Here is a 26,083-nt window from a genome sequence, read left to right as displayed (position 1 = left end):
AAGCTAACTATCAGTTCAAAAATCCCGTCAACGGCGATGAATGGACTGCGGCCTCCTCCACCGGACCGAGTCCAGCCAGATAAGCCTTCCGGCCAGACGATACGGCCTCACGGAAAGCCTCAGCCATCAGCAGCGGATCGCGGGCGGTCGCAATGGCTGTATTCAGCAGGACAGCGGAAGCGCCCATTTCCATCGCTTCTGCAGCTTCTGAGGGTCTGCCGATTCCGGCATCTACAATAATGGGAAGATCCACCTCTGAAATCAGAATGCGCAACAGCTCTTTGGTCTGCAAGCCGCGATTCGAGCCGATTGGAGCCCCCAGCGGCATAATGGCTGCGGCGCCGGCTGCCTTCATCCGCAGTGCAGCGGACAGATCCGGACTCATATAAGGAAGCACCACGAAGCCCTCGGCGGCGAGTATTTCTGTAGCGCGGATGGTTTCGCTATTATCAGGCAGCAGATACTTCTGGTCGCTGATCACCTCAATTTTCACCCAGTTGCCGAGACCGGCTGCTCTGGCCAGTCTGGCTATGCGGACGGCCTCTTCTGCAGTGCGTGCGCCGGAGGTATTGGGAAGCAGCGTCATCTGGGAAGGAATATAATTCATAATATTCTCTTGGCTCTGCGGATCAACCCGGCGCAGGGCTACTGTAATTACCTGTGAGCCTGACGATGCTACAACCTCAGGGATCAGCGTATTACGGCTGTATTTACCGGTTCCTATAAACAAGCGGCTGGTTAATGGAATACCGCCGAGTACAAAAGGATCTGACATGGGGTTCGCCTCCTGATATGAAATATATTAAATAAATTGAACTTGCTGATTGAAGGGCGGAACACCGGACAATTACTGCCGGGAGAAAGATAATGTGTCCTCAGCCCCCGCCGACAAAATGAACAAGCTCAATCCGGTCGCCTTCTCCTAGCGCAGTGTTTATGTAATGATCTTTGCCAACAATGTCACCGTTCAGCTCTACAATGACCAGCCGTTTGTTCCATTGCGGCAGGCTCAGCAGATCAGCCACAGTCCGGCAGTCGTCCGCAAATTCTCCGGGTTTGCCGTTGATAATTAGCTTCATGCCCCCTCACCTCCTTTATCTTCAGCCTGTATAACTGCTCTCCTATAGGCACGTATGGCAGCCAGCGGGTCATCCGCACTGCAAATGCCGGACATTACTGCAATGCCAGCCGCCCCCTGCCGGAGGACTAATCCGGTATTGGCCGGTGTAATCCCGCCGATCGCGATCAGCGGAATACCGCACACACGCACAGCATCCGCCAGCTGTGCAAGGCCACGCTCCTGCTGGCCCGGCTTGCAGACCGAAGGAAACACATGCCCGAACAGGCAGAAATCAGCCCCCTGCCTGCCTGCTTCCTCCGCCTCCTGCACAGAATGCACTGACTTTCCCAGCCGCAGTACGGGAGCAGCGGCACGTGCGGCAGATAGCGGAAGGCTGTGCCAGGCCAGCTGAACACCAGCCGCTCCGGCCGCCAGCGCAACATCCACCCGGTCATTGATGACCAGCTTGGATGATGGAACCCCCGCCAGTAGGAGCTTTCCGGTCATGTCCAGCAGCTCCCGGGCGGACCGCTGCTTTTCCCGCAGATGAATAAAGTCCAGCTGCGGATGAATAGCGGCCGCCATTGCCGCAAAGTGAGCCGCATCCAGCCTCCCGTCCGAAATCAAATGAATTTCAGCCAGCTTTAGTCACCTTCCTTCCCCCTTGATAACACCAAACGCAAAAAAAACTGCCCCCGCAATAGGAGGCAGTCATAAATGTATACAGAAATACGGGCTGAGCTTCTAAACCCGCTGCGCTGCAGTCAATTCATTCTCCACTTTCCTACGCTGGTATAAACCAGATCAGGTTCAAAGGGTCCGAACCGTAAGTTCGTCTCAGCCTCGCGGCACCCCTAGTGACAATTTCATATGCTGTTTGCTAACGTGGTCTATATTAACATAATATTCCTACAAAAAGCTAGCCTGTCAGCCGTTAATAATTTCGCCGCCATTCACATGAATAACTTGGCCGCTTACATAGGATGAATCGCTGGAAGCCAGATACACATAGGCTGGTGCCAGCTCCTCCGGCTGTCCCGGACGCTTCATCGGCTGTGTGCCGCCGAACTCACTGACCTTCTTCGCGTCAAAGGTGGATGGAATCAGCGGTGTCCAGATCGGGCCCGGAGCTACAGCATTGACTCTGATGCCTTTATCCGCCAGATTCATTGACAGTGAGCGGGTAAAGCTGAGAATCGCTCCCTTGGTGGAAGAATAGTCCAGCAGCTGAGGGCTCCCCCTGTAAGCCGTAATGGAAGTCGTGTTAATGATCGTGGACCCTTTTTTGAGATGAGGCATGGCCGCTTTGGTCAGATAGAACATCGAAAAGATATTCGTGCGGAAGGTCCGCTCCAGCTGTTCAGCAGTGATGTCCTCAATCTTATCCTGCGGATGCTGCTCGGCGGCATTGTTGATCAGGATATCCAGCTTGCCGAGCCCCTCCACCGTCTTGTTGATCAGATCCTGACAGAAGGCTTCTACGCCGATATCGCCGGCAATCAGGATACACTTTCGTCCTTCCTGTTCCACCTGTCTTTTGGTTTCCTCGGCGTCGCTGTGTTCGTTCAGATAGGAAATAACGACATCCGCACCCTCCTTGGCAAAATGCACGGCAACCGCACGTCCGATTCCGCTGTCTCCACCGGTTATAAGGGCAGCTTTACCCAGCAGCTTGCCTGCTGCTTTATAGGCTGATGTCTCAAATTCAGGCAGCGGGTTCATTTGACTTTCAATTCCCGGCTGGCGGTCCTGCTCCTGCGGAGGCAGGGTTTTTTGTGGCTGTTTGTTATCTGGCATGATCCATTCTCCTTTCGCTTTTACACATGGATGGTAAATTTCATCATCTTAGGATGGCTCAGGATGGGGAGGTTATGCACTATACTGGACTTAGGTACAAAATGGCTTTACGATATGTTACTTACCACAGTTAAGCGGCGGTCAAACGAAAATACTGTCGTTTTTCACGCGGAAGCTTTATATACTGAAGAATAGACTGTATCAGATAGTAGCAATGAGGGAGGTGTGCTGCATGACTAAAAATAACCGTAATATTATCGTCGCTGTCAAAGGTGTCATCATCAACGAAGGAAAAATCCTGCTGGTCCAGCGTGCGTCTGCAGATGCTGTAGGCGGGGGCACCTGGGAGTGCGCCGGTGGAAAAATAGAGTTCGGAGAAGGCCTGGAGGCCGCTCTGGTAAGAGAAATTAAGGAGGAGACCGGTTTAACGGTCACTGTGGATAATCTGCTGTATGCGGCATCCTTCTTAACCGATCCAGCGAGGCAGGTTATAATTATCACCTATCTATGCCGCAGTGCGGAACAGGTCATCCGGCTGTCAGAAGAGCATACCGACTACAGATGGTGTACAAAGGACCTGCTCCGCGGTCTGCTGCCGCCGCAGATTTTTGCCGAATTCGTGAAGTATCATATCCTGGAGCTGGAGGAACTGGAGTAAAATATACCCGGACAACACAAATTGCCCCAGCAGCCGCGGCCGCCAGGGCAATTCCTCATTCTCCGGTCTTAAATAATGTGTCTGTACACCATGAAGAAAATCATAAGAATCAATACAACCATAAGCAGCAGGCTCATCGTCCGCAGCTTACCTGTATGGGCAGTTACATCGCGGTTCTCGCGGATTCCGGCTGCAGCCAGGCGGAGCGGCTTGTTCATGATGCCGCCCAGCGCGAACATGGCCAGGAGCAGTACTACAACTACTGCCATCCATGCCACAGTATAATCTCCTTGTGACATCATATAACCGCCAGTTAACAGCTGAATGACCAGACCATACTGGGCAAAGCGGTTGAAGCCGCTAACTGCACTGAGCGTGCCCTCTTTAGCCGGAGCGGAAAGCTTCTGTGCACCGCTCAGAATAAAAGGGAGCACCAGATAAAACCCGAGTGCCAGCGTCCCGATCATATGTAGGAAAAATAAAAAACGGTCCATCCTTTACCTCCTCCATTAGTCGCTGTGATATATGTTACATTCCAATTATACCTGACTAAATCCCACAAGAAAAGAAAACCCCCATTTCTATTTAAAAAATGGGGGCTGCTATCCGTATATTCCTAGAGTGTAACTGCAGAAGTTACTGCACGTACTGAATCTGCCGACTTATCCAGGGCTGCCTGCTCTTCAGCGGTAAGCTCCAATTCATAGATCTTCTCAATGCCGTCCGCGCCAAGCAGGGTTGGAACACCCATGAACAACCCGTCATAGCCATATTCCCCTTCCAGCAGGGCAATGACAGGGATGATCCGTTTCTTATCTTTGAGAATTGCTTCTGTCATCTGCACCAGGGAGGCCGCCGGCGCATAATAAGCGCTGCCGTTGCCAAGCAGGCTAACAATTTCTCCACCGCCAACGCGGGTGCGCTGTACAATCTCTTCAATGCGCTGCGCTGGAATCAGCTTGTCAATCGGAATACCGCCTACACTGGAGTAGCGTACAAGAGGAACCATATCGTCTCCATGTCCGCCAAGCACGAAGCCGCGCACATCCTCAACCGAAACGTTCAGCTCCTGGGCAATAAACGTGCAGTAACGTGCCGTATCCAGCACACCTGACTGACCGATTACGCGGTTTTTGGGGAACCCCAGCGCATGATAAGCGGCATAAGTCATCGCATCCACCGGATTGCTCAGGATGATGACGATAGACTCCGGTGCCACACGCTTAATGTTCTCGCAAACGGATTTGACAATACCGGCATTGGTGTTTACCAAATCATCGCGGCTCATTCCCGGCTTGCGGGCAATCCCTGCTGTGATAATAACGATATCAGAATCCGCTGCATCCTCATAATCTGAAGTGCCGGTAATCTGGCTGTCGAACTTCTGCACAGGAGCGGCTTCCAGCATGTCGAGCGCCTTCCCCTTGGTCGGATTCTCCAGCTGTGGAATATCAAGCAGTACTACATTTCCCAGTTCTTTCTGTGCAAGCATAAGCGCCGTAGTAGCTCCGGTAAAACCGGCGCCTACGACTGTAATTTTATAACGTTTGATGGCCACAGGTGGACCTCCTAATTTTTATTAAAATTTTATTAATGCTTATCTTCGCACAAAACGGGCCTCCGGAGCATACGCTCCTTCAGCCCGATCCGCTGTGAATACCTTACAGGTGATTGATAATTTCGTCGGCGAATGCCGAGCACTTCAGCTCTGTCGCGCCTTCCATCTGGCGGGCAAAGTCATAAGTTACTGTCTTGTTGTTGATCGCAGTGCTCATGCCTTTATAGATCAGATCTGCCGCTTCCTGCCAGCCGAGATGCTCAAGCAGCATAACACCGGAAAGAATTACTGAACCAGGATTTACAACATCCTTGTCCGCATATTTAGGGGCCGTTCCGTGAGTAGCTTCGAAGATCGCATGGCCTGTTATATAGTTAATATTGGCTCCTGGTGCGATTCCGATGCCGCCGATTTGTGCAGCCAGTGCATCAGACAGGTAGTCCCCGTTAAGATTCAGTGTAGCGATTACGTCAAAGTCGGTCGGGCGGGTCAGCACCTGCTGCAGCGCGATGTCCGCAATGGCGTCTTTAACGATGATTTTGCCGGCGGCTTCCGCTTCCTTCTGGGCCGCATTCGCCGCTGCTTCTCCGTCACGCTCCTTGATGACATCATATTGATTCCAGGTAAACACTTTATCGCCGAACTCCTGCTCAGCCACTTCGTATCCCCAGTTCTTAAATGCGCCTTCGGTGAATTTCATGATGTTTCCCTTGTGCACCAGCGTCACACTCTTGCGGCCATGCTTGATTGCATATTCCACCGCAGCACGGACGAGGCGCTTCGAGCCTTCAGAGGATACCGGCTTGATGCCGATTCCGGATGTTTCCGGGAAGCGGATCTTGTTCACGCCCATTTCCTTCTGCAGGAACTCGATAACTTTCTTCACTTCCTCAGAGCCTTCTTTATACTCGATACCGGCATAAATGTCCTCTGTATTCTCCCGGAAAATAACCATGTCCACCAGCTCCGGATGTTTCACCGGTGAAGGAACTCCGTCAAAATAACGCACCGGACGCAAGCATACGTAGAGATCCAGCTCCTGGCGCAGCGCCACGTTGAGTGAGCGGATACCGCCGCCGATTGGCGTCGTCAGTGGTCCTTTGATCGCTACGATGTACTCGCGGATTGCTTCCAGCGTATCGTTCGGCAGCCATTCACCATATGTATTGAAGGCTTTCTCGCCGGCAAACACTTCGTACCAGGCTATCTTTTTCTCCCCGCCGTAAGCTTTGTCTACAGCAGCATCAAGCACACGCTTGGAGGCTTTCCAGATGTCGCGGCCTGTGCCGTCGCCTTCGATAAACGGAATGATCGGATGAGCCGGAACCACCAGTTTGCCATTTTCAATCGTGATTTGTTCGCCTTCTGTCGGCAGATCGTATTTCTCCAATTTCAACATTTGTGGGGATTCCTCCTAAAAGTTTTGTGGGCTACGCTACCTAGACGTTACTACTACAAACCTGCTCCGGAAGCATTAGCTTAAGCTAGTTTAGTTCAGCAGCCGCTTCCCGGGTTAGCTCTCTGTTCAAGAAGCTCCCTGGGAAACGTCTGCCGGGTCCGCCGATACGCGCTGCGTACCTATAATTCTACTAAGGGGCGATGGAGCCTGCAAGTCCTCTTAATTATCTCTCGTCTACCGGCACATATTTCTGCTCAAGCATTCCTGTGTATTCAGCACGCGGGCGGATAATGCGGTTGTCCTCGTACTGCTCCAGAATATGCGCTGTCCAGCCCGAAGTCCGGCTGATCGCAAAAATCGGCGTAAACAGCTCACGCTCAATGCCCAGCTGTGTATAGACCGAAGCGGAATAGAAGTCTACGTTCGGCTTCAGTCCCTTCTGTCCGGTAATCAGCTCCTCAATCTTGACGGACATATCGTAGAGTGTGGTGTTATTCTTCATCGTTCCCAGCTCCTGCGACATCTTCATCAGATGTTTGGCACGCGGATCGCCGTTCTTATATACACGGTGCCCGAAACCCATAATCTTCTCGCGGCGTTCCAGCTTGGCGCGGATATAAGGCTCTACCGCCTCCAGGCTGCCGATCTCCTCCAGCATCTTCATTACGGCTTCATTCGCACCGCCATGCAGCGGGCCTTTGAGCGCGCCGATGGCCGAGGTTACACCGGAATAAATATCGGACAGTGTAGCTACGGTTACCCGGCTGGCAAAAGTGGACGCATTAAGCTCATGGTCAGCATGCAGCACCAGAGCCGCATCCAGCGCTTTGACTGAAATGATATCGGGCTGTTTGCCCCACAGCATATACAGGAAATTCTCTGCGATCGAGACACCCTCTCTTGGGGCAACCGGCTCCAGGCCTTTGCGGATACGTGCAAGTGCAGCCACAAGCGTAGGAATCTGAGCCTGCAGCTTCACTGCCTTTATTTCATTGGCTTCACGGCTCATATCATCGGCAGCTTCATCGTATAGCGCAAGGCTAGATACGGCAGAACGCAGCGCGGCCATCGTGTTCGCTGTCTTTGGATAAAGCTTCATCTGGGCAATTACCTGCTCAGGGACCTCTGCGAACGCGCTGAGATCACGCTGCAGAGCTTGCAGCTCCGGTGTAGTCGGCAGGCTGCCGAACCACAGCAAATAAGCGGTCTCTTCAAAGGTGGCATTCACCGCAAGATCATCGATATCATATCCGCGGTAAGTAAGTACGCCATCCACAATGGAACTGATGGAGGAGGTCGTAGCAACGATGCCTTCCAGGCCTTTAGTAGCTGTCATAGTATATCTCTCCTTTGCCAACGAGGGTGTACAAGCCATTGCTAACATCATGAAAACATTTACAATTTAACGGATAACAACGTCATAAAAAAGAGGTATTTATACATCTTCTAAGGATTGCAACTAACTTTCGAAACAGAAGCTGTAATAATCATACCGGATTTTGACGGTTATGTGAACAACGTGGAAGCTTTGTTCGGCATCAAATGATTTTATCGGAGGGATAGAAAAAAACTTCTGATCGACCTGTTTCATGATTGCGCTTTCAGTGTATATAGAGGGCTTTCTTCTTCTAAATTCCGGTCTTTAAATAGTCTGCAAACCCGATCTTTGAATATACATAAGACGAGCAATAATCAGTAGGACGGGAGGTGTGGCGATGGATTCGCTGCTGTTCAAAAGAGTGCTGCGCGGCCTGTGGGTCGTGCTTGCCGGGGCGGTTCTGCTCCTCGCGTTGTATGTACTGCTGCCGCTCATTTACCCGCTGCTGCTCGCCTGGATGCTGGCTTATCTTATCCATCCGCTGGTGCTGATCCTGAAGGGCTTTAAATTGCCGGGGTGGCTGGCTGTATCGCTCTCTCTGCTCTTCTACATCGGCGGGACAGCTCTTGTGCTGACAGCGCTGATAACCCGCCTCGTGAAGGAGCTCATTGTGCTGTTGCAGACCTTTGACCTCCATACCGGAGAGTGGCGGGATCTGCTGCTGTCTATCAGCCGCAACGCCAGTATTCAGAATATCATTAACCAAATCAACCAGTTTTACCACGAAAATCCGGGCTATCACGATACGATCGACAGCAATATCAACCGGACAACGGAAACGGTCGGCAATGCCGTGACGGAGCTTATTACCGGATTTTTCAATATGATCCTGAAGCTGATCTCTGCGCTGCCGAGCCTCGGTACCATCCTGATGGTGATTGTGCTGGCCGCTTTCTTTATAAGTACCGGGTGGGAACGCCATAATGCCAGACTGACCGCCTTACTGCCGCCCCCTCTCGTGCGTCCGGTCTCCGAGATCTGGAGTGATCTGCGCAAAGCATTGGTTGGCTACCTGCGGGCCCAGGTCGTGCTGATTTCGGTCACCGCTGCCATCGTCATCATCGGCCTGCTGCTGCTGGGGGTGAATTCTGCCTTTGTTATCGGGTTGACTATCGGGTTGGTCGATATGGTCCCATATGTAGGCGTCGGCGTGGTTCTGTTTCCTTGGGCGCTGTATTCCTATATGACAGGTGATCTGGGACTTGCCATCGGCCTGCTGGTACTTTATGCGGTAATTCTCATTACCCGCCAGGTGCTTGAGCCAAAGGTGCTGGCCAGCAGCATCGGACTGGACCCGCTGACGATGCTGATCGGCATGTTTGCCGGCCTCCAGCTGTTCGGCATGCTCGGCCTTCTGCTCGGCCCTGTCCTCCTGGTCATTCTTGATGCCTTCAACCGCGCAGGCGTCTTCCGGGCACTTCATAGCTACATCGTAAGCGGCAAACTGCATTAGTCTAAAAAAGCAGCCTTCCGTACTCTTCACCGCTTGTCATCAGGTACAGCGATAGTCCGCATAATCCGGTAGTCTAATCTCTTCCCCATCCAACGCCTTTTCGCATAAGCCCGGCTTCCGCCTGCGGTAAGTGCGTGGCAGAATTAATGGGATTTATCCCATTGTTCTGGCCGTGCCGCCCGCTTGCGGTGGAATTAATGGGATTTATCCCACTGTTCTGGCTGTTCCGCCCGCTTGCAGCGGAATTAGTGGGATTTATCCCTTTGTTCTGGCCGTTTCGCCCGCTTGCAGCGGAATTAATGGGATTTATCCCATTGTTCTGGCCGTGCCGCCCACTTGCATCGGAATTAGTGGGATTTATCCCACTGTTCTGGCCATGCCGCGCACTTGCGGCGGAATTAATGGGATTTATCCCATTGTTCTAGCCATTCCTCCCGCTTGCGGCAGAATTAATGGGATTTATCCCGTTGTTCTGGCCGTGCCTCCCGCTTGGGGCTTGGTAGCACAATATAGCGGTCAGGCAGTTAGGCGCTTATTGGTACGCGGGTTTAACTTGACTAGTAGCTAAATGCAATAAAAAACGCCCTTGCTGCACAAAGTCAGCAGGGGCGCTTGAACGAGCGCTAAAGCTATGAAGCACACGGCTGCCTCACGATTACCTCCGGTAAAAAGTGAAGGTGCCGTTTTTCATTTTCTTCTCGATCCATTTCAGCAGAAAAACCCGGTACAGTGGCCGGGTCAGCGGAAACACCAGTGAAAAACCGATTATATCCGTTACGAAGCCCGGCAAAATCAGCAGCAGGCCGCCGAAAAAAATACATAAGCCGTCCAGCATGGTCCTTCCCGGCACCTTGCCCTCCTGCATTTGCACTCTGCTGTCCTGCAGCACCTTCTTGCCTTCAAAACGCATCATGAGAAAACCGATAACCGAAGTAACCAGCATGAGCAGCAACGCTTTGGGTGCTCCGAGATGTTCTGCAACAAAGATGAACCCGAATAATTCCACGGCCGGGATAATAAACATAGCAGCCCACAGCCATTTACTTCTAATCATACTGCCCCTCCTTCTTCCCTCAGCGCCCCGGTTATGGCGCGGTACAGCTCGGGCAGCGCCCGGTCCAGCCTAACCGGCTTCCAGTCCTTGTTTAACCAGACATGAGAGGTTGATCCGCTAACCAGCAGGTCGCCGGGCAACGGCTGATCCAGCGGCACTGAATTCATCCCTGACCCGGACTGATAACCGGGGCCATCGTCTTCCTGCTCTGTTAACCGGCGGATTTCATATTCATATACCACTCTCAATGCCGAAAAGACACTAAGCCGGGCATACACAACAATAAGATCATCATAGCGTGCCGGGCTTTTGAATTGCAAATCTGCGGCAGTCACCGGAAGAAGCACACCCAAATCCTCAAGTGAACGATAGGCAAAGCCAAGCCCGCGGAACATTTCGGTACGCCCGCTCTCAAACCAGCTCAGATAGTTGGCATGATATACCACCCCCATCTGATCCGTCTCCTGATATCTAACGCGGAAAGCGGTACTATACCAGCGGCTGGCATGAACCTGATTACGTGATTCCATGTAAAAATGCCCCTTTCTGTAATGTCAGGCCTGTTATGTAGCTGTTAGATTCCCAGCCCGTTCGAAGGCAACGTCCGCGGAACTTTGCTGCCGGAGCTTCTGGCTACGTAGAGCAGCAGAACCGCTCCTACTGCGGCACTAAGCATACAGGACAGGTTCATCAGCTCCACGCCGCCTTCGCTCAGCAGAAAGCCATTCAGCAAATTGCCCAAAATTCCGGCTAATCCGGAGAAGACGATATTAAAGACGCTTTGGCCCGTTGCCTGCATTTCCGGTGAAGTGATCTGAGATACATATTCCACGGCAGCGATATAAAAGAGGCCAAAGGACAGGCCGTGCAGCACTTGTACTCCGATCATTACCGAAGGATAAGGGAAGGCCACTTGAATTCCCCAGCGCAGTACATAGATAAGCGCACCTAGTAGCAGTGTGCGTTCACGGCCAAGCTTACGGATAACCTTCGAGGCATACAGCATGGAAGGCACATTGGTAAAGGAAGCAATAAACAAGGCAATACCGGCATGACTCGCAGAGCCGCCGACCGATTGAAAAGCTACCACAAAGTAAGTGCCAAACGCCGCCATTGTCTGGTTAACTAGAAAACAGCCGCCCAGAAAGGCCAGAAAAACGCTGTTGCCAAGCAGCTTCTTGACACCCTGGGAGAACGACTGGCTCATCATGTGATTCTCTTCTGCCTGCTTCGGCAGTGTCAGGGCAATGATTACCGCAGCCGAATTCAGAACCAGAAAAGGCAGCCAGATTGTAGATACCGAGAAATTCTCAATATATTGCCCGCCCGCATAGGCCCCTACAGCCGCTCCTATGCTCATCATAAGCCGGATGCTGCCGTAAGAGGACCCGGCCTTGTTCGCGGCTGCAATGGCGTAAGAATCGGCGATAGGAGCCTGTGTAGACGAGAAGATGGTGGACACTGTGTAAATCAGCAGCAATACCATGAAATATTCGAAGCGGTAAAAAACAGCCAGCACCGCCGGCACGGCCACACTAAGGATCAGTACAAGGCGTGCCTGATTGTATCTGTCAGCGATTAGACCCCACACCGGCTGAATGCAGATGGCGATCAATGTACCAGTGGCCATCATCATGCCGATCTGGCTGACATCCATACCGTTATACTTCAAAAGCAGTGTCAGATAGGAGCCGAAAGAGCCTCCGGCCAGGCCCAAAAAGAGATAGAAGCCGCGCAGCTTCAGTAATTTATCCATAGATACTATAAGTCCTCTCCAATCCTTTTTAACAGATAACCCAACCTTTACGAGACTTCACCGCATTAGATAGAGCAGAATCTAATTTAAGGCGGTGGATAAGTGAGCATAGTTCATAGATTAAAGCGCAGTCAGCCCTGTTATACAGATAAAACTAACCAGGGCAGAACCCGGAGCACCGGTTTCGGCTGGACGTCAAGCAACTGGAGCGGATATGCGATCAGAGGCAAAAAAGGCGCTTTCCGGCGGATTTCCGCCGAGTGGATCGTACCCTTCGTTAAACCCACATCTAAACCCACTTATTCTTCAGCATGGATCGGGATCGACGGCTTCAAGAACAGCAGCCTGATTCAGACCGGCACCGGACATGAATCCGTCAACGGAACGGTTCACTATTACGCCTGGTGGGAGATCCTGCCCGCAGCAGAGACGGTTATCCAGCTCCCGGTCTCACCGGGTGACCGGATCCGGGCCACAATCATGAAGGTCAGCAGCGGTAAATGGTGCATCATACTTTGTAATTTGAGCAAGCAATGGACCTTTCGTACCCTCCAGCGCTATAACGGTCCGCAGAGCTCCGCCGAATGGATTATGGAAGCTCCCCAGATCGGCAACACCGTGGCTCCCTTAGCCCATTTGACGCCGACACGCTTCAGCTGCTGCCGGGTCAACGGAAAAAGCCCTAAGCTCACTGCCGGTAACGGGGGGATCATGATCCAAAACAAAATTACGGTTGCCGTACCCTCATGCCCCAACGCCAGGGGCGATGCTTTTACAGTGAAACGTATATATCGTAAAGGACGATCTCAAGCTTACTTGAAAAGTCCCATTTCTGTTCGCTCTTAGCCAATATAAACATTTGAAGCCCTGATATCAAGCAAAAAAGCAATGGCGGATTACACCATTGCTTTTTATATAACATTTAATAGATCAGCGTATAGACGCGTATCTTAGTCGGCAGGAATCGTGTCCACTTTCACGAGGTTAGTGGAACCGGAACGTCCCAGTGGAATACCGGCAGTGATCACAACGAGATCGCCTGCTTTTACCAGTCCGGAAGCTTTACCGCCTTTGAGTGCAGTTTCCAGCAGTTCGTCGGTCGAAGTAGCTTCGTTACCGAATACTGGAGTTACGCCCCATACCAGTGCCAATTGACGCATAGTTCTTTCTTGAGTCGTTACGGCGATGATTTGGGATTTAGGACGGTATTTAGAAACCACGCGTGCAGTGTGGCCAGTTACTGTCGAAGAAATGATAGCTTTTGCATTCAGGTCCAGAGCGGAGATCGCTACGGATTGGCTGATAGCTTCAGTAACCGTTGTTTCTTGGGCAATCTGTTGCTTCATGAAAATTTCACGGTGGTTCAGCGCGGATTCCGCTTTCTCAGCAATGCGGGACATTGTGAGCACGGATTCTACCGGATATTTCCCGGCAGCAGTTTCACCGGACAGCATGATTGCATCAGTACCGTCGAAGATAGCGTTCGCTACGTCACTTGCTTCAGCGCGTGTAGGACGCGGGTTACGCTGCATGGAATCCAGCATTTGGGTAGCTGTGATTACCGGCTTGCCGGCAATGTTACATTTTTGAATCATCAGCTTCTGAGCCAATGGCACATCTTCAGCAGGAATTTCTACGCCGAGGTCACCACGGGCAACCATAAGGCCGTCGGAAACCGCCAAAATTTCATCAAGATTATCGACACCTTCTTGGTTTTCGATCTTGGAGATGATTTGGATATGGGAAGCGTCATGCTTCTCAAGCAGTGCACGGATTTCCTGAACGTCGCTGGCTTTGCGAACGAAGGAAGCGGCAATAAAATCGATGTCCTGTCCGATCCCAAATACGATATCGTTGGTATCTTTTTCTGTAATGCCCGGCAGGGAGATAGAAACTCCTGGTACGTTAACGCCTTTCTTGCTCTTGATCGTACCGCCGTTAACAATACGGGTCTTGATTTCTGTGCCTTGAATGTCTACAACTGTAAGTCCGATAAGACCGTCATCGATCAGGATTGTTGATCCAACCGAAACGTCGTTAGGAAGGTCGCTGTAAGTGATAGAGATACGGTTCTGGTCACCAAGGATTTCTTCCGTAGTCAATGTCAGGTACTCGTCCTGAACCAGTTCAATCGGTTCTACTTCCAGCTTGCCTGTACGAATTTCTGGTCCTTTGGTGTCAAGCAGGATAGCAACGGTCTTGCCCAGTTCCTGGGAAGCCTGACGAATCGTTTTGATCCGGTTGCCATGCTCTTCATAGTCGCCGTGGGAGAAGTTCAGACGGGCTACATTCATACCAGCCAAAATCAATTTTTTGATATTCTCCAACGATTCACTAGCAGGTCCGATCGTACATACAATTTTACTTTTCCGCATTAGGTTTTCCTCCGTTTTTTCGTTCTCTCTGTCTCACTTTTTCCAACTACAAAATCTACTATAAGGCTTGTTGTTTGTATAGGAACTTTGTCACATGTACCTTTTACCGCGCCCTAATGAATATTACTGCAAACTGGAAACAAAATCAATGTTCTAGCGTCTTTTCCGTGTAAATATAAGTCGAATTTACGACGCTTGTCCGGAAAATAAAAATCATCCCGCAAGGTTCGCGGGATGATTGTTGTGGGAAAAAATGTATACTCCAGTCTTTCCAAACTTAGGACCGGAAGGATTTTACATATGTGTGAAAGTGCAAATAAAGTTGTCCTGCTACTCCACGTTCTGCACTTCTTCTTCAAGAATCTCTGACTCCTGCGCGCCTTCGGCAAACTCACCGATTTTGCGGAATTTACGGTAGCGGTCCTCTTTGAGCTCTGCGGGATCCAGACCGGACAGTTCCTGCAAATGGCGCCATACGGCGTCCTTGATTGCTGCCCCGGTTGCTTCGTAATCATGGTGCGCCCCGCCCCTTGGCTCAGGGACGATTTCTTCAATCACTTCCATCGCCAAAAGATCGGCTGCCGTAATCTTCATCGCTTCAGCCGCCTGCTCTGCCTTGCCTGCATCCTTCCACAGGATGGAGGCTGCACCGTTCGGGGAGATCGCTGAGTAGATGGCATGTTCCAGCATTAGCACACGGTTGCCCACCGCCAGTGCCAAAGCTCCGCCGCTGCCGCCTTCACCAATGACTACGCAGATAACAGGCACAGCAAGCTGGGACATCTCGTAGAGACTGCGCGCAATCGCCTCAGACTGTCCGCGTTCCTCTGCCGTATTTCCGGGGTAAGCCCCCTTGGTATCAATAAAGGTGATGATGGGACGGCCGAACTTCTCCGCCTGCTTCATCAGCCGCATCGCTTTGCGGAAGCCCTCGGGATGTGCACTGCCGAAGAAGCGCAGGATGTTCTCTTTCGTATCCTTGCCCCGCTGCTGGCCGATGACGGTAACCGGCATGCCGTTCAGCCTTGCAATCCCGCCGACTACCGCAAGGTCGTCTCCGAACAAGCGGTCGCCGTGCAGCTCCATGAAATCTGTAAAGATCAGCCCGATCAGATCAAGCGACGTCGGACGCCCGTGATGCCGGGCGAGATGCATTTTCTGGGGAGCCGAGATGTTTGAATATATTTCTTCCGCGAGTACACGGTAACGTTCTTCAAGCCGGGCAACTTCATCGGTAAAATCGATGCCCTTCTCATCGCCAAACTGCTTCAGCTCAGCGATCTTCTTGCGCATTTCTACCAGAGGCATTTCAAAAGGCAACTCTCCCGCCAACCTAAAATCCCCCTTTCACATCATGCAATTCCAAAAGCTTGGTCAGCGTCGACCGCATTTCCTTACGGTGCACCACCAGATCAAGCTGTCCATGCTGAAGATTAAACTCAGCGGTCTGGAAATCATCCGGCAGCTTCTGCCGGATTGTCTGCTCTATTACGATTCTTCCGGCGAATCCGAATACCGCCCCGGGCTCGGCAATAATAATGTCGCCAAGGCTCGCAAAGCTCGCGGACACGCCACCTGTCGTTGGATCGGTAATAACCGAAATATATAATCCTCCGGCCTCGCCAAACCGGGCCAGGGCTGCGCTGGTCTTCGCCATCTGCATCAGACTGAGAATACTCTCCTGCATCCGGGCACCGCCCGAAGTGGAGAAAATCAGCATTGGAAGCTTCTTCTCCGTAGCTTCTTCCACCGCCCGGGTGATCTTCTCGCCGACAACCGAACCCATACTGCCGCTGAAGAATTCGAAATTCATTACAGCTACAATGACCGGATGGCCGCCGATCGTTCCCTGGCCGGTGATTACAGCTTCAACTTGTCCGGTTTTGGACTGCTGCTGTTCCAGCTTCGAGGCATAGCCCGGAAACTGCAGCGGGTCTACGGAGGCCATCTCGCTGTCAAACTCAATAAACCCTTCGGGATCAAGAGTCATGGCGATCCGCTCCATCGCGTTCAGCCGCATATGATAGCCGCAGGACGGGCATACCTTGAAATTCTTCTCCAGTTCCTTACTGTACTGGATCGTACCGCATTTACTGCATTTGCTCATGAGCCCTTCGGGAATCTCCCGCTTCGGGCGTTCGCCTTCCGCCGGTCCGCCGCTCCGCTCCAGACGTTCTGAAGGAATAGTCGCGTACTTCCGTTTTTTCTGAAATAAATCTTTGAACAAGGGTCGCACCTCTTCAGCCGTTTATTTGCGCATTCAGCAGCTTGCCGCTGTTATTACTGCACTATAGGTCTTTAAATTAGGGATGTAAAATCAGATTAAGGGCTTCCTGAACTTCCTCAAGCTCGCCTGAAGGAACCAGAATTTCAAATTGCTGCTTGGACATATTAATCGGACGGCACTTGACCATGAAACCTTCTTCTGTAAGCTTGCTCTGAATCATATCTGCCACTTTGGCGGTTGGCGCTATATAGATTACCGTCCACATGCCCTGCAAAGCCTCCCTAATCTCAATTCCCAGCCGTATCCCGCGTATAATGGAATCATGATAACACAGTTTTCTTTTTTCCCGCAACAGGAGTAAAGCAGAGGAAGCCAGACCAGGAGGCCGCATTCGTCAGCTAACAGCGGATCAATTATGGCGTACCGGTGACATGGGGATACACCTTCGCCCCTTCATGACGATGGGCAATTCTGGCTGAAGCAGCGGCGGCAATTCCGGCCACCAGATCATCCAGAAAGACGTGGATTTTCCCCGGATCATCGTTCAGGCTGCCGATAATGCCGAGCTTTATTTTGTCCAGATAACCAAAGCCTGTCAGTCCGATCATGCCATAGACCCCCGTGATGCCGAGCGCCAGAGTCTCGTCCGCCCCGTAGAGCGATTCATCCGCTTCCATCACCGCCTGCAGCGGCTGGGGAAGAAGCCCTTGTTCTGCCAGTTCATCGAGGGCAACGCCCGTCATGAGCGTATATTGCACCTCTCTTTTGCCAAGGACCGACTTGACGCTGGACATACACTCTTCCTGCGTTAAGTCCGGATAATACGCCGATTGCAGAATATATACGATCTCAGCGATGGCTGTTAACGTAACTCCCCTGCGCTCCAGCAGCTCTGTTGCCATTTGATAGGACATGATGCCATTCCCCTTTCCGCACGGGACAGTTCCCAGTGGTTTCCTAATGTATGCGGAAAAGGGCGGAAATGTGCTTATTTTATTCTCACTGTACCGGCTCCCAGCATCTCTTCGACCGCCGCAATCAGCTCCGGCGCCGGTTCAATGCGGTAGCTGTCGCTTAGTGCGAGCAGCCGCTGCTCCCGCTCATAGAACAGCAGGGTGGCTGCAGGCCCGGGATGGGTCTGCAGCAGTGCCTGCAGGCGCGAGAGCAGCGCGGGGTTCTCCGAGGCCTGCGTGATCTTGATAAAGACACGCTGGCCGTTCTCCCCCGCGGCAGCCGCCGGGCGCGGGGCCGCTGGCCGGGCCGCATCCGCAGGCGCGGCCGCCGGGGCTGCAGGCGTAGCTGTGCCGCCTGCACTGCCCCCTGCGGCGCCGGTTCCCCCGGCGCCGCTCCGGGAAGCAGGAGCGCTGCGCTGGGCTCCTGCAGAGGCGCCCCGGCCGCCGCCGGCCGACCGGGAGGCAGCTGCGCTGCGGCGCTGCAGCAGGCCGCGGAGCGCGTCCGCGCCGAGCGGCGCGACCTCTTCGGCCAGCAGCTTGAAGCCCTCATCCTCCTGCTGCACCTTGGCACGCAGGGCTAACAGCGCACCCTTCTCAATCAGGCTGCGGCTGCGTTTCCACACCTCAGGAAACAGCACGACCTCGCAGCGCTCGATCTGGTCCTCCCATTCGACAAATGCCATCGCCTTGCCGGCTTTTGTCGTAATCTCTTTAACCGAGACAACCATTCCGGCCGTAACCGTCTGGCTCTCATCCGGGGCTTCGCCGAGATCCATGAGCCGCTGTATCCCCGGCTCCTCAAGCAGTGCTACGCTGTCGTCCAGCGGATGGCCGGACAGGTACAGCCCGAGCAGCTCACGTTCCAGCTCCAGCTGCTGGGTCACAGTGAATCTCGGGATATCCGGATAACGGATTTCCCAGTTCGGCGTCTCAATAAGGTCGTCGAACAGCTGAATCTGCAGCTCATCGCGCTCCTTGCGCCATTTGGCTGCAGCATCCACCGTCTCGTCAAGCATAGCGAGCAGCTGTGCCCGGTGCCCGGGCAGCCGGTCGAATGCACCCGCTTGGAGCAGCGATTCGATCACCCGCTTGTTGCAGACGCGCAAATCGACACGGCGGCAGAAATCGAGCAGGCTGTCGAACGGCCGCTCCTTGCGGACGGCCATAATGTTCTCCACAGCCAGCGTGCCGACATTCTTCACCGCTGCCAGTCCAAAGCGGATATGTCCGTCACCTTCACCGGGAACCGGGGTGAACAGCACTCCGCTTTCGTTGACATCCGGCGGCAGCACCCCGATACCTGTACGGCGGCAGTCCAGCACATATTCCGCCACCTTGCGGTGGGTGCCCATCACAGCCGTCAGCATCGCTGCCATAAACTGCACGGGATAATGCGCCTTCAGATAAGCCGTCTGGAAGGCCAGCACACCATAGGCGGCTGCATGCGCCCGCGGGAATCCGTAATCGGCGAATCTGACAATCATATCATAAACGGCGTTCGCATCCGCCTCCTGGTAACCCTGCTGCAGGCTGCCCTGTACGAAGTGGCTGCGCTCCTTGTCTAGTGTCTCGCGTTTCTTCTTCGACACTGCCCGGCGCAGCAGATCCGCTTCACCGAGCGAAAAGCCGGCCATAAGGGAGGCGATCTGCATGATCTGCTCCTGATACACGATAATCCCGTAAGTATCCGCCAGAATCGGCGTCAGATCGGCATGCGGATATTCTACAGCGATTTCGCCGTGCTTGCCGGCGATAAACTTCGGAATGAATTCCATCGGACCCGGACGATAAAGCGCCAGTACGGATACGATGTCCTCAAAGCCCGAGGGCCTCAGGTCCTTCAGAACCCGCCGTACCCCGGCCGACTCCAGCTGAAAGACGCCGGTGGTCTCGCCGGCCCCGAGCATTTCGTAGGTCAGCGGGTCATTATCGGGCACGATGCGGAAATCGGGAATACTGCCGTCCATCTCCCTGATCCAGTTCATACAGCGTTCGATAATGGATAGGGTGCGAAGCCCCAGAAAATCCATTTTGAGCAGTCCGACACTCTCCAGATGCTCCATGGAATACTGGGTCAGCGCTGTACTCTCATTCCCGGCCTGAAGCGGCACCGCATCGGTCAGGGGACCTTTGGAAATGACGACCCCGGCGGCATGTGTGGATGCATGCCGCGGCATGCCTTCAACCTTCATCGCCATATCCAGCAGGCCCCTGGTCTTCGGATGGGTCTCGTACAGCGCCTTCAGATCCGGACTGCTCTCCAGTGCGCGGGCAATGCTGATGCCCAGCTGTCCAGGGATCAGCTTCGCTGCCTTGTCCACCTCATTGTAAGGCAGATTCAGCGCCCGGCCGACATCGCGGACAGCCGCCCGTGCAGCCATCGTCCCAAAGGTGATGATCTGTGCCACATGCTCCTTTCCGTATTTGTCAACAACGTAAGCAATCACCTCATCGCGGCGCTCGTCACTGAAGTCGATATCAATATCCGGCATCGTGATCCGTTCGGGATTAAGGAAACGCTCGAAGAGCAGATTGTATTTCAGCGGGTCGACATCTGTGATCCGCAGGGTATACGCAGTGAGACTGCCGGCAGAGGAACCGCGTCCCGGGCCTGTAGCAATGCCCTTGCGGTGGCAGTAGGCAATGAAATCCCAGACGATCAGGAAGTAATCGCTGAAACCCATGCTCTCGATAACACCCAGCTCATAGGCCAGCCGGTCCTCGGCTGCCGCCTTCCGCTCGGGTGAAGCCCAGAGCGGCGTATCCGCATAACGGGCTTCCAGCCCGCTGCGGCAGAGCTCCCGCAGGTAAGCGGCTGCATCCAGCCCTTCCGGAAGCGGGGAATACTCCGGGAGAATATGCTGGCCGAACGTCAGCTCCAGATTGCATTTCTCGGCGATTTCCAGCGTGTTACGAATAGCCTGGGGCACATGCGGAAACAGCGCCGCCATCTGCTCGCCGCTCTTGAGGAACAGCTGGTCCGTTCCGATCTTCAGCCGCTCCTCATCATCCACCGTCTTACCGGTGCCGATGCAGATCAGCACATCCTGAACCTCGGCATCCTCCTTGGCCAGATAGTGAACGTCATTCGTAACCACCAGCTGAATATCGCATTCCGCCGCCAGGGCAATCAGCTTCGGATTGACCCGCTTCTGTTCAGGAATGCCGTGATCCTGCAGCTCCAGATAGAAGTCCTCGCCAAAAATCTCCTGATACCGCTTCGCCGCTTTATATGCCTCATCATCACGCCCGTGCAGCAGATGTTGCGGCACTTCTCCGCCCAGACAGGCGCTGAGGCAGATAATGCCCTCGGCGTGAGCCGCCAAAGCTTCCATATCAATGCGCGGCTTATAGTGCTGGCCCTCGAGATGGCCGATCGAAACCAGCCGCATCAGGTTTCTGTAGCCGGTTTCATTCTTCGCGAGCAGGATCAGATGGTAAATCGGCTGATCTTTGCGGCTGCCGCGCTCACGGCGTGAGCCTGCGGTCAGATAGGCTTCGCAGCCGATGATCGGTTTAATACCGTTCGCTACGCAAGCTTTATAAAAGGGGATTGCCCCATACATTACTCCATGATCCGTCAGCGCCAGCGACTTCATGCCGTATTCGCCGGCCCGGCGCACGAGATCCGTAATGCGCGCCGCCCCGTCCAGTAAACTGTATTCGCTGTGCACATGCAAATGCACGAAAGGGCTCATCTTCCCCACTTCCCTTCGGTTCCAAAATCAAAACATAAGATGAAACTATTTTATCATATTCCAAGGGGAACCGCCCATAGAATGGATTAAGCGCACAAGGACAGGCCGAGTCGGTAAATGGACCTTGTCCGGAAAGGGGCCTTTTATGAACGTTTTCTTAAGCAAAGCCGTCCTCGATTTCTTCATCGCCTGCGGTATTGTGCTGGGCGGCGCCATGCTGGGCGGAATCGGGGCAGTCGTTTCCCTTCAGCCGCCTACACAGACGATGCTGGATATCGCCAACCGGATAAAAATTTGGGCGCTCGCAGCGGCTGTCGGTGGCACCATCGACCCTATGCGGGTCATTGAGAGCAACATGGTGGAGGGCAATCTTTCTCCTGCGATCAAACAAATCCTCTACCTGGTCTTCGCCTTTCTGGGCGCTCATATGGGCAGCGAGCTGGTCAAATGGGTGTGCGGCAAGGGGTGAAGCGCAGATGAGAGTCCCCCCGTTTCAGCGCTACCGCCGTTTTTCGCAAATTTCCGCCGTGTTTGTGCTGGGCATGGTGGTGGGAGCCGTCATATACAATTCCATTTTTCATGCGGGGTATAATGTCCTCTGGCTTACCAATCAGGAACTGCGGCTGCAAATCGAGCAATACCGTAAAGATATCAAAACCCTTAAGAAATACAACAACACCTCGACGGTTATCCGCGAGATCAAGCTCCGTACCGAGAACAGCAAAAGCGAAGAAGGCGCAGCCTCCCTGGACCCGGTATCCCTGAAGGAAATTATCAGCCAGATGAGCTCTGATCTTGAGCCGATGCGCGGCCGCAGCATGTTCGACATCGATGCAGACGGGAAGCTTGCACGGCTGCTGCTGGACGGCAAAATATATATCGTGCGCGAAAAGGAGTACGCCGTTAACATCCGCACCATGCTGGTGATGGAAGGTGTGCTGCAGATTTGGGTCGAGATTCATCCTTACAAACGCAGTTGAGCAGCCAAAGCTTGCGGACGTACAGGGAATAATCATGCTACAATAATGGACAGGTATACCGAGATACAGTATGGGGCAACACCAACGTTTCTAACCTTTGATAAGGGAGCTGCCTGTCCATGATTATGCTAATCAAGTATCTGCTGTTTATCCTGCTCGTGGTGTTTATGACCGGCGCCGCCGTATACAGCCTCTCTTCCCGCAGAGCTTCTGACCCGATGGAAAGGGGCCGCCGGCGTTCCATCATGAATATTCTGCTGGGTGCCATGCTGGTCACTTTGTCTCTGATGTCCATGTTCCTGTTCCGCGGCTCGACGATCAGTATTATTGTAGAAGCTCTCTTCCTGGTCATCGGTGCCTTCAATGTTTTCTCGGGGCTGCGCAGTTACGGATATTACAGCCGGAGCCAGCACGGAAGAAAAGCCTGATCCTTCAGAATGGCTCTTGTATAACATCGTCTATCTATAAAAGATCCCACCAGAGGCAATATGGTAAAAAATAGACTAACCCTGACTACTGCCGGGCTAGTCTATTCGGAATGTCATTATGGAGCCACATTCTTATTGCAGCTTGTCCGCTTTAATGAGATCAAGCCGCCGTCAGCCGTGATCAATCGACTGCAGCATCAGTACTGCCTTGGCGACCATCGTATCGTTGTGGCTGATTTCGATTTCCAGCTTGCAGGTACGGCGGCTGATTTCCAGGAGCTTCGGCATGACGATGATGGAATGCTCGATCTGTACCGGGCGGATGAAATAGGTGGACATGTTGTCCAGCACATAGTCGTTCCCGGTGATGTCTTTGGCCGCCTTGAAGGCGGAAAGGGTCATCAGCGTCGACAGCACGCCTTCGGAAATAGTTCCCAGATCGGTCGCCATCTGAGGCGTGATGAAGCCATGAAAAAACAGCTGCCCTTCCTCATCCCGCTCTTCGGCAAAACCGTTCCAGATCAGATGGTCAAAGGTTTCCCCCAGTTGCGGCTGATTGCTGACATCGCGCAGGCTCTGCAGCACCTCCCGCCGGGTCAGCGAACCTACCAGTTTACGGTTGCGGTCCACGATCGGCAGGAAGTCGATCCCCTCCCACATCATGATCTGCGCCGCAGAAGCGAGCGAGGTCTGGAGGACTGCCGTTATCGGATTCCTAATCATCGCTTTTTCAATGCTCTGTCCCTCGCTCAACTCCTCTACGTCGCGCCGGCCCACGATCCCGATGACCCGGTTCCATTCATCCGTTACCGGAAACCGCTGCTCCCCGCTGGACTGTGACAGCTGCCGGAGTTCACCGACGGTATTGGAGATCTTCAGTGTGTTAAGGCGGGGTTTGCCCTCGAGAATGTCTTCTACGAGCATAATCTTTTTCTTGATCAGCCTGTCGAAGATCGCCCGGTTAATCATCGATGCGACTGTAAACGTGTCATGTCTGGAGGAGATTACCGGAAGATCCAGCTCGTCCGCAAGCGCTTTAACCTCGCGGCTGGTGCCGAATCCGCCCGTCACAAGCACCCCCGCTCCCTGCTCCAGGGCAAGCGAGTGCACATCATCGCGGTTTCCCACGATCAGCAGGCTGTCGGCATCAATATAACGGATCATGGCGTCGACTTTCATCGCGCCGATAATATATTTATGAAGATGCTTGTTCAGTCCGTCCGCTCCGCCGAGTACATGCCCTTCGACAATATCGACCACATCCCCGAAGGTGAGCTGGTCAGAGATATTCCGCGGTTTCTTCTCCACACGGACCGTGCCGATCCGCTCCTTGGTAATGACGATGCCAAGATTCTCGGCCTCCTTCACCGCGCGGTAAGCTGTCCCTTCGCTTACAATCATTTCCTTCGCCAGCTTGCGGACAGAGATTTTGGTGCCAACCTTGAGACCTTCGATATGCTGCAGCAACTGTTCATGCTTCGTAATGTTATCGCCTTGTCCTTCCAACTGTTACACCCCCATACCCCGATCTGTACTACTCTGTACTCATTATACACGCTGGGAACACCAGAGTACAACAGCCCGTTGCAGGTGATTCAGAGTTGATTCTGAGATTCTTATGCACAAAAAACCCCTGAACCGCCCATACCGGCAGTCAGGGATTTTCAGATATTCTATAGCCGCTGTGACACCCGGGATTCCTCATTCCACTTGCCCTGCCACTGCTCCAGCTTATGCTTGCGGACCGCCTCCAGCTGCTTCTGCTTCTCCTCATCCACCCCGATAATGAAATGGAGATGGGCGGCAATGACCAGAAAGGCAAAGATACACCAGACGACGCCGAATCCCAGCACCCAGCTGGGCCCTTCCTGAAAAGACAGCTTCGGCAGTGCATAGAGCAGCATAGCCAGCGCAATCAGCATATACATGCCATGCTTAAACTTGTTTCTTTTTCTCATGCAAGACAGCTCCTTCGCTCCCAAAAGGTTGTTCTACTTAAATCTATATCTCTACTCTATGAACAGAGTGTCCGGATTATGAGACAAGTCTAAACAAAAAAATTATGGCCTGAGGCAAATGCTATAGCACATGCTGCTGTCATATGAGATGATATAGACAATTTTTAGGAGGCGATTGACATTGAATCATGCATTTAGCTACAAGGAATACACGATCCGTAAAAAGGTTTTTTCGATTATGGGTGCCAAGCTGCACATTTATAACGGTTCGGAGGAGCTTGTCCTTTTCTCCCAAATGAAAGCGTTTAAACTAAAAGAGGATATTGCGCTCTACACCGATGAGAGCATGCAGAAGGAGCTTTTGCGTATTAAAGCCCGCAGTGTGATCGATTTCAGTGCAACCTATGATGTGCATGACTCGGAGACCGGTGAGCATGTGGGAGCACTCCGCCGCAAGGGCCTTAAATCCATCTTGAAGGATGAGTGGGTAATTCTGGACCGCCATGACCAGGAAATGGCTCTGATAAAGGAAGACAGTACACTTATGGCGCTTCTGCGCCGGTTCATCACCCTGATCCCGCAAAAATATAATATCGAGTTTGACGGCAATGCCATCTCTGCCTACAGGCAGAACTTCAATCCCTTCGTCACCAAAATCATCGCGGACTTTTCCGAGGACCGGACCGGTCAGCTTGACCGCCGTCTCGGCCTGGCTGCAGGTATTCTCCTTTGTGCTGTAGAGGGTAAGCAGGACTAAGATACATCATTGGGCAACAAAAAAGCAGGGTCGCTCTCCAGCCTGATAGGCCGGGGAACACCCTGCTTTTTCTGTTGCTGTCACTTGGACGGGGCAGATTACTGGCCACCGTACATCTGTGACAGGCTGTCGGTAATAATCTTGTTCACATCTTCAATGACAACGCTTAGACGTCGCTCTGCGTCAAACAGCCGGCGGATGCCGAGATTCAGGTTCAGCACCTCGAACAGCTTCTCCATTTTTTCCATTTCCTCTTGCGGCGGCATCTCTCCGCTCATCATCCGCTGCTGCAGCTCAATCTGGCTCTGGCGGAAATTATCCAGCATCCGTTTGCTCTCAGGATCGGCTTCAATCACCTTCATAGCACTGCTGATATCCGAAAACTCAGTGCTTTCTTTGATGGCCCTTGCCAGTTCGTGTGCTTTGTCGATTACGTTCATGATGATTCCTCCTAAAAGTTTTGTGAGCATAGACTTCCTTGAATTACTTCGTACAAAACTGGCTTCGGAAGCATTTGCTTAAGTTTTGTGAGCTGGGCTTCCTTGAATTCCGCCTGGTACGGCTTTTTACAGAATAGGTCAATCACCAAGGGTC

28 protein-coding genes and 1 riboswitch are annotated in these 26,083 nt (G+C 52.9%); of the genes, 8 read left to right on the top strand and 20 right to left on the bottom strand.

The genetic code is table 11. The features are described 5' to 3' along the window. Positions 1-10 precede the first annotated feature (10 nt). The 4 genes from JRJ22_RS08925 to JRJ22_RS08910 all read right to left on the bottom strand — a co-directional run bounded on the left by JRJ22_RS08925 (position 11) and on the right by JRJ22_RS08910 (position 2,857). Positions 11-775, bottom strand: coding sequence for a thiazole synthase (locus JRJ22_RS08925; RefSeq protein ID WP_206104135.1), 765 nt, complete (start codon positions 773-775; stop codon positions 11-13). Positions 776-875: 100 nt separating this feature from the next. Continuing rightward, the gene (gene thiS / locus JRJ22_RS08920) at positions 876-1,079 is read right to left on the bottom strand and encodes a sulfur carrier protein ThiS (RefSeq protein ID WP_206104134.1); all 204 of its coding nucleotides are present in this window, start codon (positions 1,077-1,079) and stop codon (positions 876-878) included. Beyond that, positions 1,076-1,687, bottom strand: coding sequence for a thiamine phosphate synthase (locus JRJ22_RS08915; protein ID WP_232381082.1), 612 nt, complete (start codon positions 1,685-1,687; stop codon positions 1,076-1,078). The genes thiS and JRJ22_RS08915 overlap by 4 nt, the downstream gene beginning before the upstream one ends. A 137-nt stretch (positions 1,688-1,824) precedes the next feature. After that, positions 1,825-1,926: riboswitch (TPP riboswitch) on the bottom strand. A 61-nt stretch (positions 1,927-1,987) separates the two neighbouring features. Further along, entirely contained in the window at positions 1,988-2,857 is an 870-nt protein-coding gene (locus tag JRJ22_RS08910; RefSeq protein ID WP_206104133.1) for an SDR family oxidoreductase, read from the bottom strand. Between the two features lie 232 nt (positions 2,858-3,089). Between JRJ22_RS08910 and JRJ22_RS08905 the strand changes: the two genes are divergently transcribed. Further along, positions 3,090-3,515 carry an NUDIX hydrolase gene (locus JRJ22_RS08905; protein ID WP_206104132.1) on the top strand — a complete coding sequence of 142 codons (426 nt, stop codon included), beginning with the start codon at positions 3,090-3,092 and terminating at the stop codon, positions 3,513-3,515. A gap of 68 nt (positions 3,516-3,583) precedes the next feature. On the opposite strand, the gene JRJ22_RS08900 is transcribed toward JRJ22_RS08905, so the two are convergent. From JRJ22_RS08900 to citZ, 4 genes are all read right to left on the bottom strand, one after another. Continuing rightward, positions 3,584-4,009, bottom strand: a complete 426-nt coding sequence (locus tag JRJ22_RS08900) for a hypothetical protein (protein ID WP_206104131.1) — start codon at positions 4,007-4,009, stop codon at positions 3,584-3,586. A 122-nt stretch (positions 4,010-4,131) separates the two neighbouring features. Next, the gene (gene mdh, locus JRJ22_RS08895; RefSeq protein WP_206104130.1) at positions 4,132-5,073 is read right to left on the bottom strand and encodes a malate dehydrogenase; all 942 of its coding nucleotides are present in this window, start codon (positions 5,071-5,073) and stop codon (positions 4,132-4,134) included. A gap of 103 nt (positions 5,074-5,176) precedes the next feature. Continuing rightward, positions 5,177-6,472, bottom strand: a complete 1,296-nt coding sequence (icd, locus tag JRJ22_RS08890; RefSeq protein ID WP_206104129.1) for an NADP-dependent isocitrate dehydrogenase — start codon at positions 6,470-6,472, stop codon at positions 5,177-5,179. Positions 6,473-6,695: 223 nt separating this feature from the next. Further along, positions 6,696-7,808 carry a citrate synthase gene (citZ, locus tag JRJ22_RS08885; protein WP_206104128.1) on the bottom strand — a complete coding sequence of 371 codons (1,113 nt, stop codon included), beginning with the start codon at positions 7,806-7,808 and terminating at the stop codon, positions 6,696-6,698. A gap of 379 nt (positions 7,809-8,187) precedes the next feature. On the opposite strand from citZ, the gene ytvI reads away from it, so the two are divergent. Together ytvI and JRJ22_RS08875 are read left to right on the top strand one after the other, a co-directional pair. Then, positions 8,188-9,303, top strand: coding sequence for a sporulation integral membrane protein YtvI (gene ytvI, locus JRJ22_RS08880; protein WP_206104127.1), 1,116 nt, complete (start codon positions 8,188-8,190; stop codon positions 9,301-9,303). A 134-nt stretch (positions 9,304-9,437) separates the two neighbouring features. Beyond that, positions 9,438-9,728 (top strand): hypothetical protein, encoded by a 291-nt coding sequence (locus tag JRJ22_RS08875; RefSeq protein WP_206104126.1) that lies wholly within the window; start codon positions 9,438-9,440, stop codon positions 9,726-9,728. Between the two features lie 230 nt (positions 9,729-9,958). On the opposite strand, the gene JRJ22_RS08870 is transcribed toward JRJ22_RS08875, so the two are convergent. Genes JRJ22_RS08870 through JRJ22_RS08860 form a run of 3 tightly spaced genes read right to left on the bottom strand, consistent with a single transcriptional unit; the run spans position 9,959 to position 12,113 of the window. Next, complete coding sequence (locus JRJ22_RS08870; RefSeq protein WP_054939866.1) at positions 9,959-10,357, bottom strand: FxsA family protein; 399 nt, start codon at positions 10,355-10,357, stop codon at positions 9,959-9,961. Then, on the bottom strand, positions 10,354-10,887 hold the full coding sequence (locus JRJ22_RS08865; RefSeq protein WP_206104125.1) for an acyl-CoA thioesterase: 534 nt from the start codon (positions 10,885-10,887) through the stop codon (positions 10,354-10,356). Before JRJ22_RS08865 ends, JRJ22_RS08870 begins: the two co-directional genes overlap by 4 nt. 44 nt (positions 10,888-10,931) lie before the next feature. Next, positions 10,932-12,113 carry an MFS transporter gene (locus JRJ22_RS08860; RefSeq protein ID WP_206104124.1) on the bottom strand — a complete coding sequence of 394 codons (1,182 nt, stop codon included), beginning with the start codon at positions 12,111-12,113 and terminating at the stop codon, positions 10,932-10,934. Between the two features lie 102 nt (positions 12,114-12,215). On the opposite strand from JRJ22_RS08860, the gene JRJ22_RS08855 reads away from it, so the two are divergent. Beyond that, positions 12,216-12,959, top strand: a complete 744-nt coding sequence (locus JRJ22_RS08855) for a G1 family glutamic endopeptidase (RefSeq protein WP_232381081.1) — start codon at positions 12,216-12,218, stop codon at positions 12,957-12,959. A gap of 104 nt (positions 12,960-13,063) precedes the next feature. Here JRJ22_RS08855 and pyk read toward each other — a convergent pair whose 3' ends face one another. From pyk to JRJ22_RS08825, 6 genes are all read right to left on the bottom strand, one after another. Continuing rightward, the gene (gene pyk, locus JRJ22_RS08850; RefSeq protein WP_206104123.1) at positions 13,064-14,488 is read right to left on the bottom strand and encodes a pyruvate kinase; all 1,425 of its coding nucleotides are present in this window, start codon (positions 14,486-14,488) and stop codon (positions 13,064-13,066) included. Positions 14,489-14,818: 330 nt separating this feature from the next. After that, on the bottom strand, positions 14,819-15,820 hold the full coding sequence (locus JRJ22_RS08845) for an acetyl-CoA carboxylase carboxyltransferase subunit alpha (protein ID WP_206104122.1): 1,002 nt from the start codon (positions 15,818-15,820) through the stop codon (positions 14,819-14,821). Between the two features lies 1 nt (position 15,821). Further along, positions 15,822-16,715, bottom strand: coding sequence for an acetyl-CoA carboxylase, carboxyltransferase subunit beta (gene accD / locus JRJ22_RS08840; RefSeq protein WP_206104121.1), 894 nt, complete (start codon positions 16,713-16,715; stop codon positions 15,822-15,824). Positions 16,716-16,791: 76 nt separating this feature from the next. Then, a complete protein-coding gene (locus JRJ22_RS08835) occupies positions 16,792-16,980 on the bottom strand; it encodes a hypothetical protein (RefSeq protein WP_054939860.1) in 189 nt (62 codons plus the stop codon). Between the two features lie 148 nt (positions 16,981-17,128). After that, positions 17,129-17,629 (bottom strand): phosphatidylglycerophosphatase A family protein, encoded by a 501-nt coding sequence (locus JRJ22_RS08830; protein WP_206104120.1) that lies wholly within the window; start codon positions 17,627-17,629, stop codon positions 17,129-17,131. 74 nt (positions 17,630-17,703) lie between these two features. Continuing rightward, entirely contained in the window at positions 17,704-21,366 is a 3,663-nt protein-coding gene (locus JRJ22_RS08825; protein ID WP_206104119.1) for a DNA polymerase III subunit alpha, read from the bottom strand. A gap of 145 nt (positions 21,367-21,511) precedes the next feature. On the opposite strand from JRJ22_RS08825, the gene JRJ22_RS08820 reads away from it, so the two are divergent. The 3 genes from JRJ22_RS08820 (at position 21,512) to JRJ22_RS08810 (ending at position 22,774) form a co-directional block, all read left to right on the top strand. Continuing rightward, positions 21,512-21,835 carry a YtrH family sporulation protein gene (locus JRJ22_RS08820; protein ID WP_206104118.1) on the top strand — a complete coding sequence of 108 codons (324 nt, stop codon included), beginning with the start codon at positions 21,512-21,514 and terminating at the stop codon, positions 21,833-21,835. 7 nt (positions 21,836-21,842) lie between these two features. Then, entirely contained in the window at positions 21,843-22,346 is a 504-nt protein-coding gene (locus tag JRJ22_RS08815; protein WP_206104117.1) for a sporulation membrane protein YtrI, read from the top strand. Between the two features lie 119 nt (positions 22,347-22,465). Further along, on the top strand, positions 22,466-22,774 hold the full coding sequence (locus JRJ22_RS08810; RefSeq protein ID WP_206104116.1) for a YtpI family protein: 309 nt from the start codon (positions 22,466-22,468) through the stop codon (positions 22,772-22,774). Between the two features lie 171 nt (positions 22,775-22,945). Here JRJ22_RS08810 and JRJ22_RS08805 read toward each other — a convergent pair whose 3' ends face one another. Continuing rightward, positions 22,946-24,280 carry a DRTGG domain-containing protein gene (locus tag JRJ22_RS08805; protein ID WP_206104115.1) on the bottom strand — a complete coding sequence of 445 codons (1,335 nt, stop codon included), beginning with the start codon at positions 24,278-24,280 and terminating at the stop codon, positions 22,946-22,948. A gap of 167 nt (positions 24,281-24,447) precedes the next feature. Beyond that, a complete protein-coding gene (locus JRJ22_RS08800; protein WP_054939856.1) occupies positions 24,448-24,732 on the bottom strand; it encodes a hypothetical protein in 285 nt (94 codons plus the stop codon). A gap of 181 nt (positions 24,733-24,913) precedes the next feature. Between JRJ22_RS08800 and JRJ22_RS08795 the strand changes: the two genes are divergently transcribed. Then, positions 24,914-25,489: an LURP-one-related family protein gene (locus JRJ22_RS08795; RefSeq protein ID WP_206104114.1), complete on the top strand. Its 576-nt coding sequence runs from the start codon at positions 24,914-24,916 to the stop codon at positions 25,487-25,489. Positions 25,490-25,587: 98 nt separating this feature from the next. On the opposite strand, the gene JRJ22_RS08790 is transcribed toward JRJ22_RS08795, so the two are convergent. Beyond that, the gene (locus tag JRJ22_RS08790) at positions 25,588-25,929 is read right to left on the bottom strand and encodes a YlbF/YmcA family competence regulator (protein WP_206104113.1); all 342 of its coding nucleotides are present in this window, start codon (positions 25,927-25,929) and stop codon (positions 25,588-25,590) included. Between the last annotated feature and the right edge of the window lie 154 nt (positions 25,930-26,083).

The organism is Paenibacillus tianjinensis, from assembly GCF_017086365.1.
GTDB lineage: Bacteria > Bacillota > Bacilli > Paenibacillales > Paenibacillaceae > Paenibacillus_AQ > Paenibacillus_AQ tianjinensis.
Note: the sequence above shows the minus strand (reverse complement) of the source record. Positions and strands in the feature narration are given on the sequence as shown.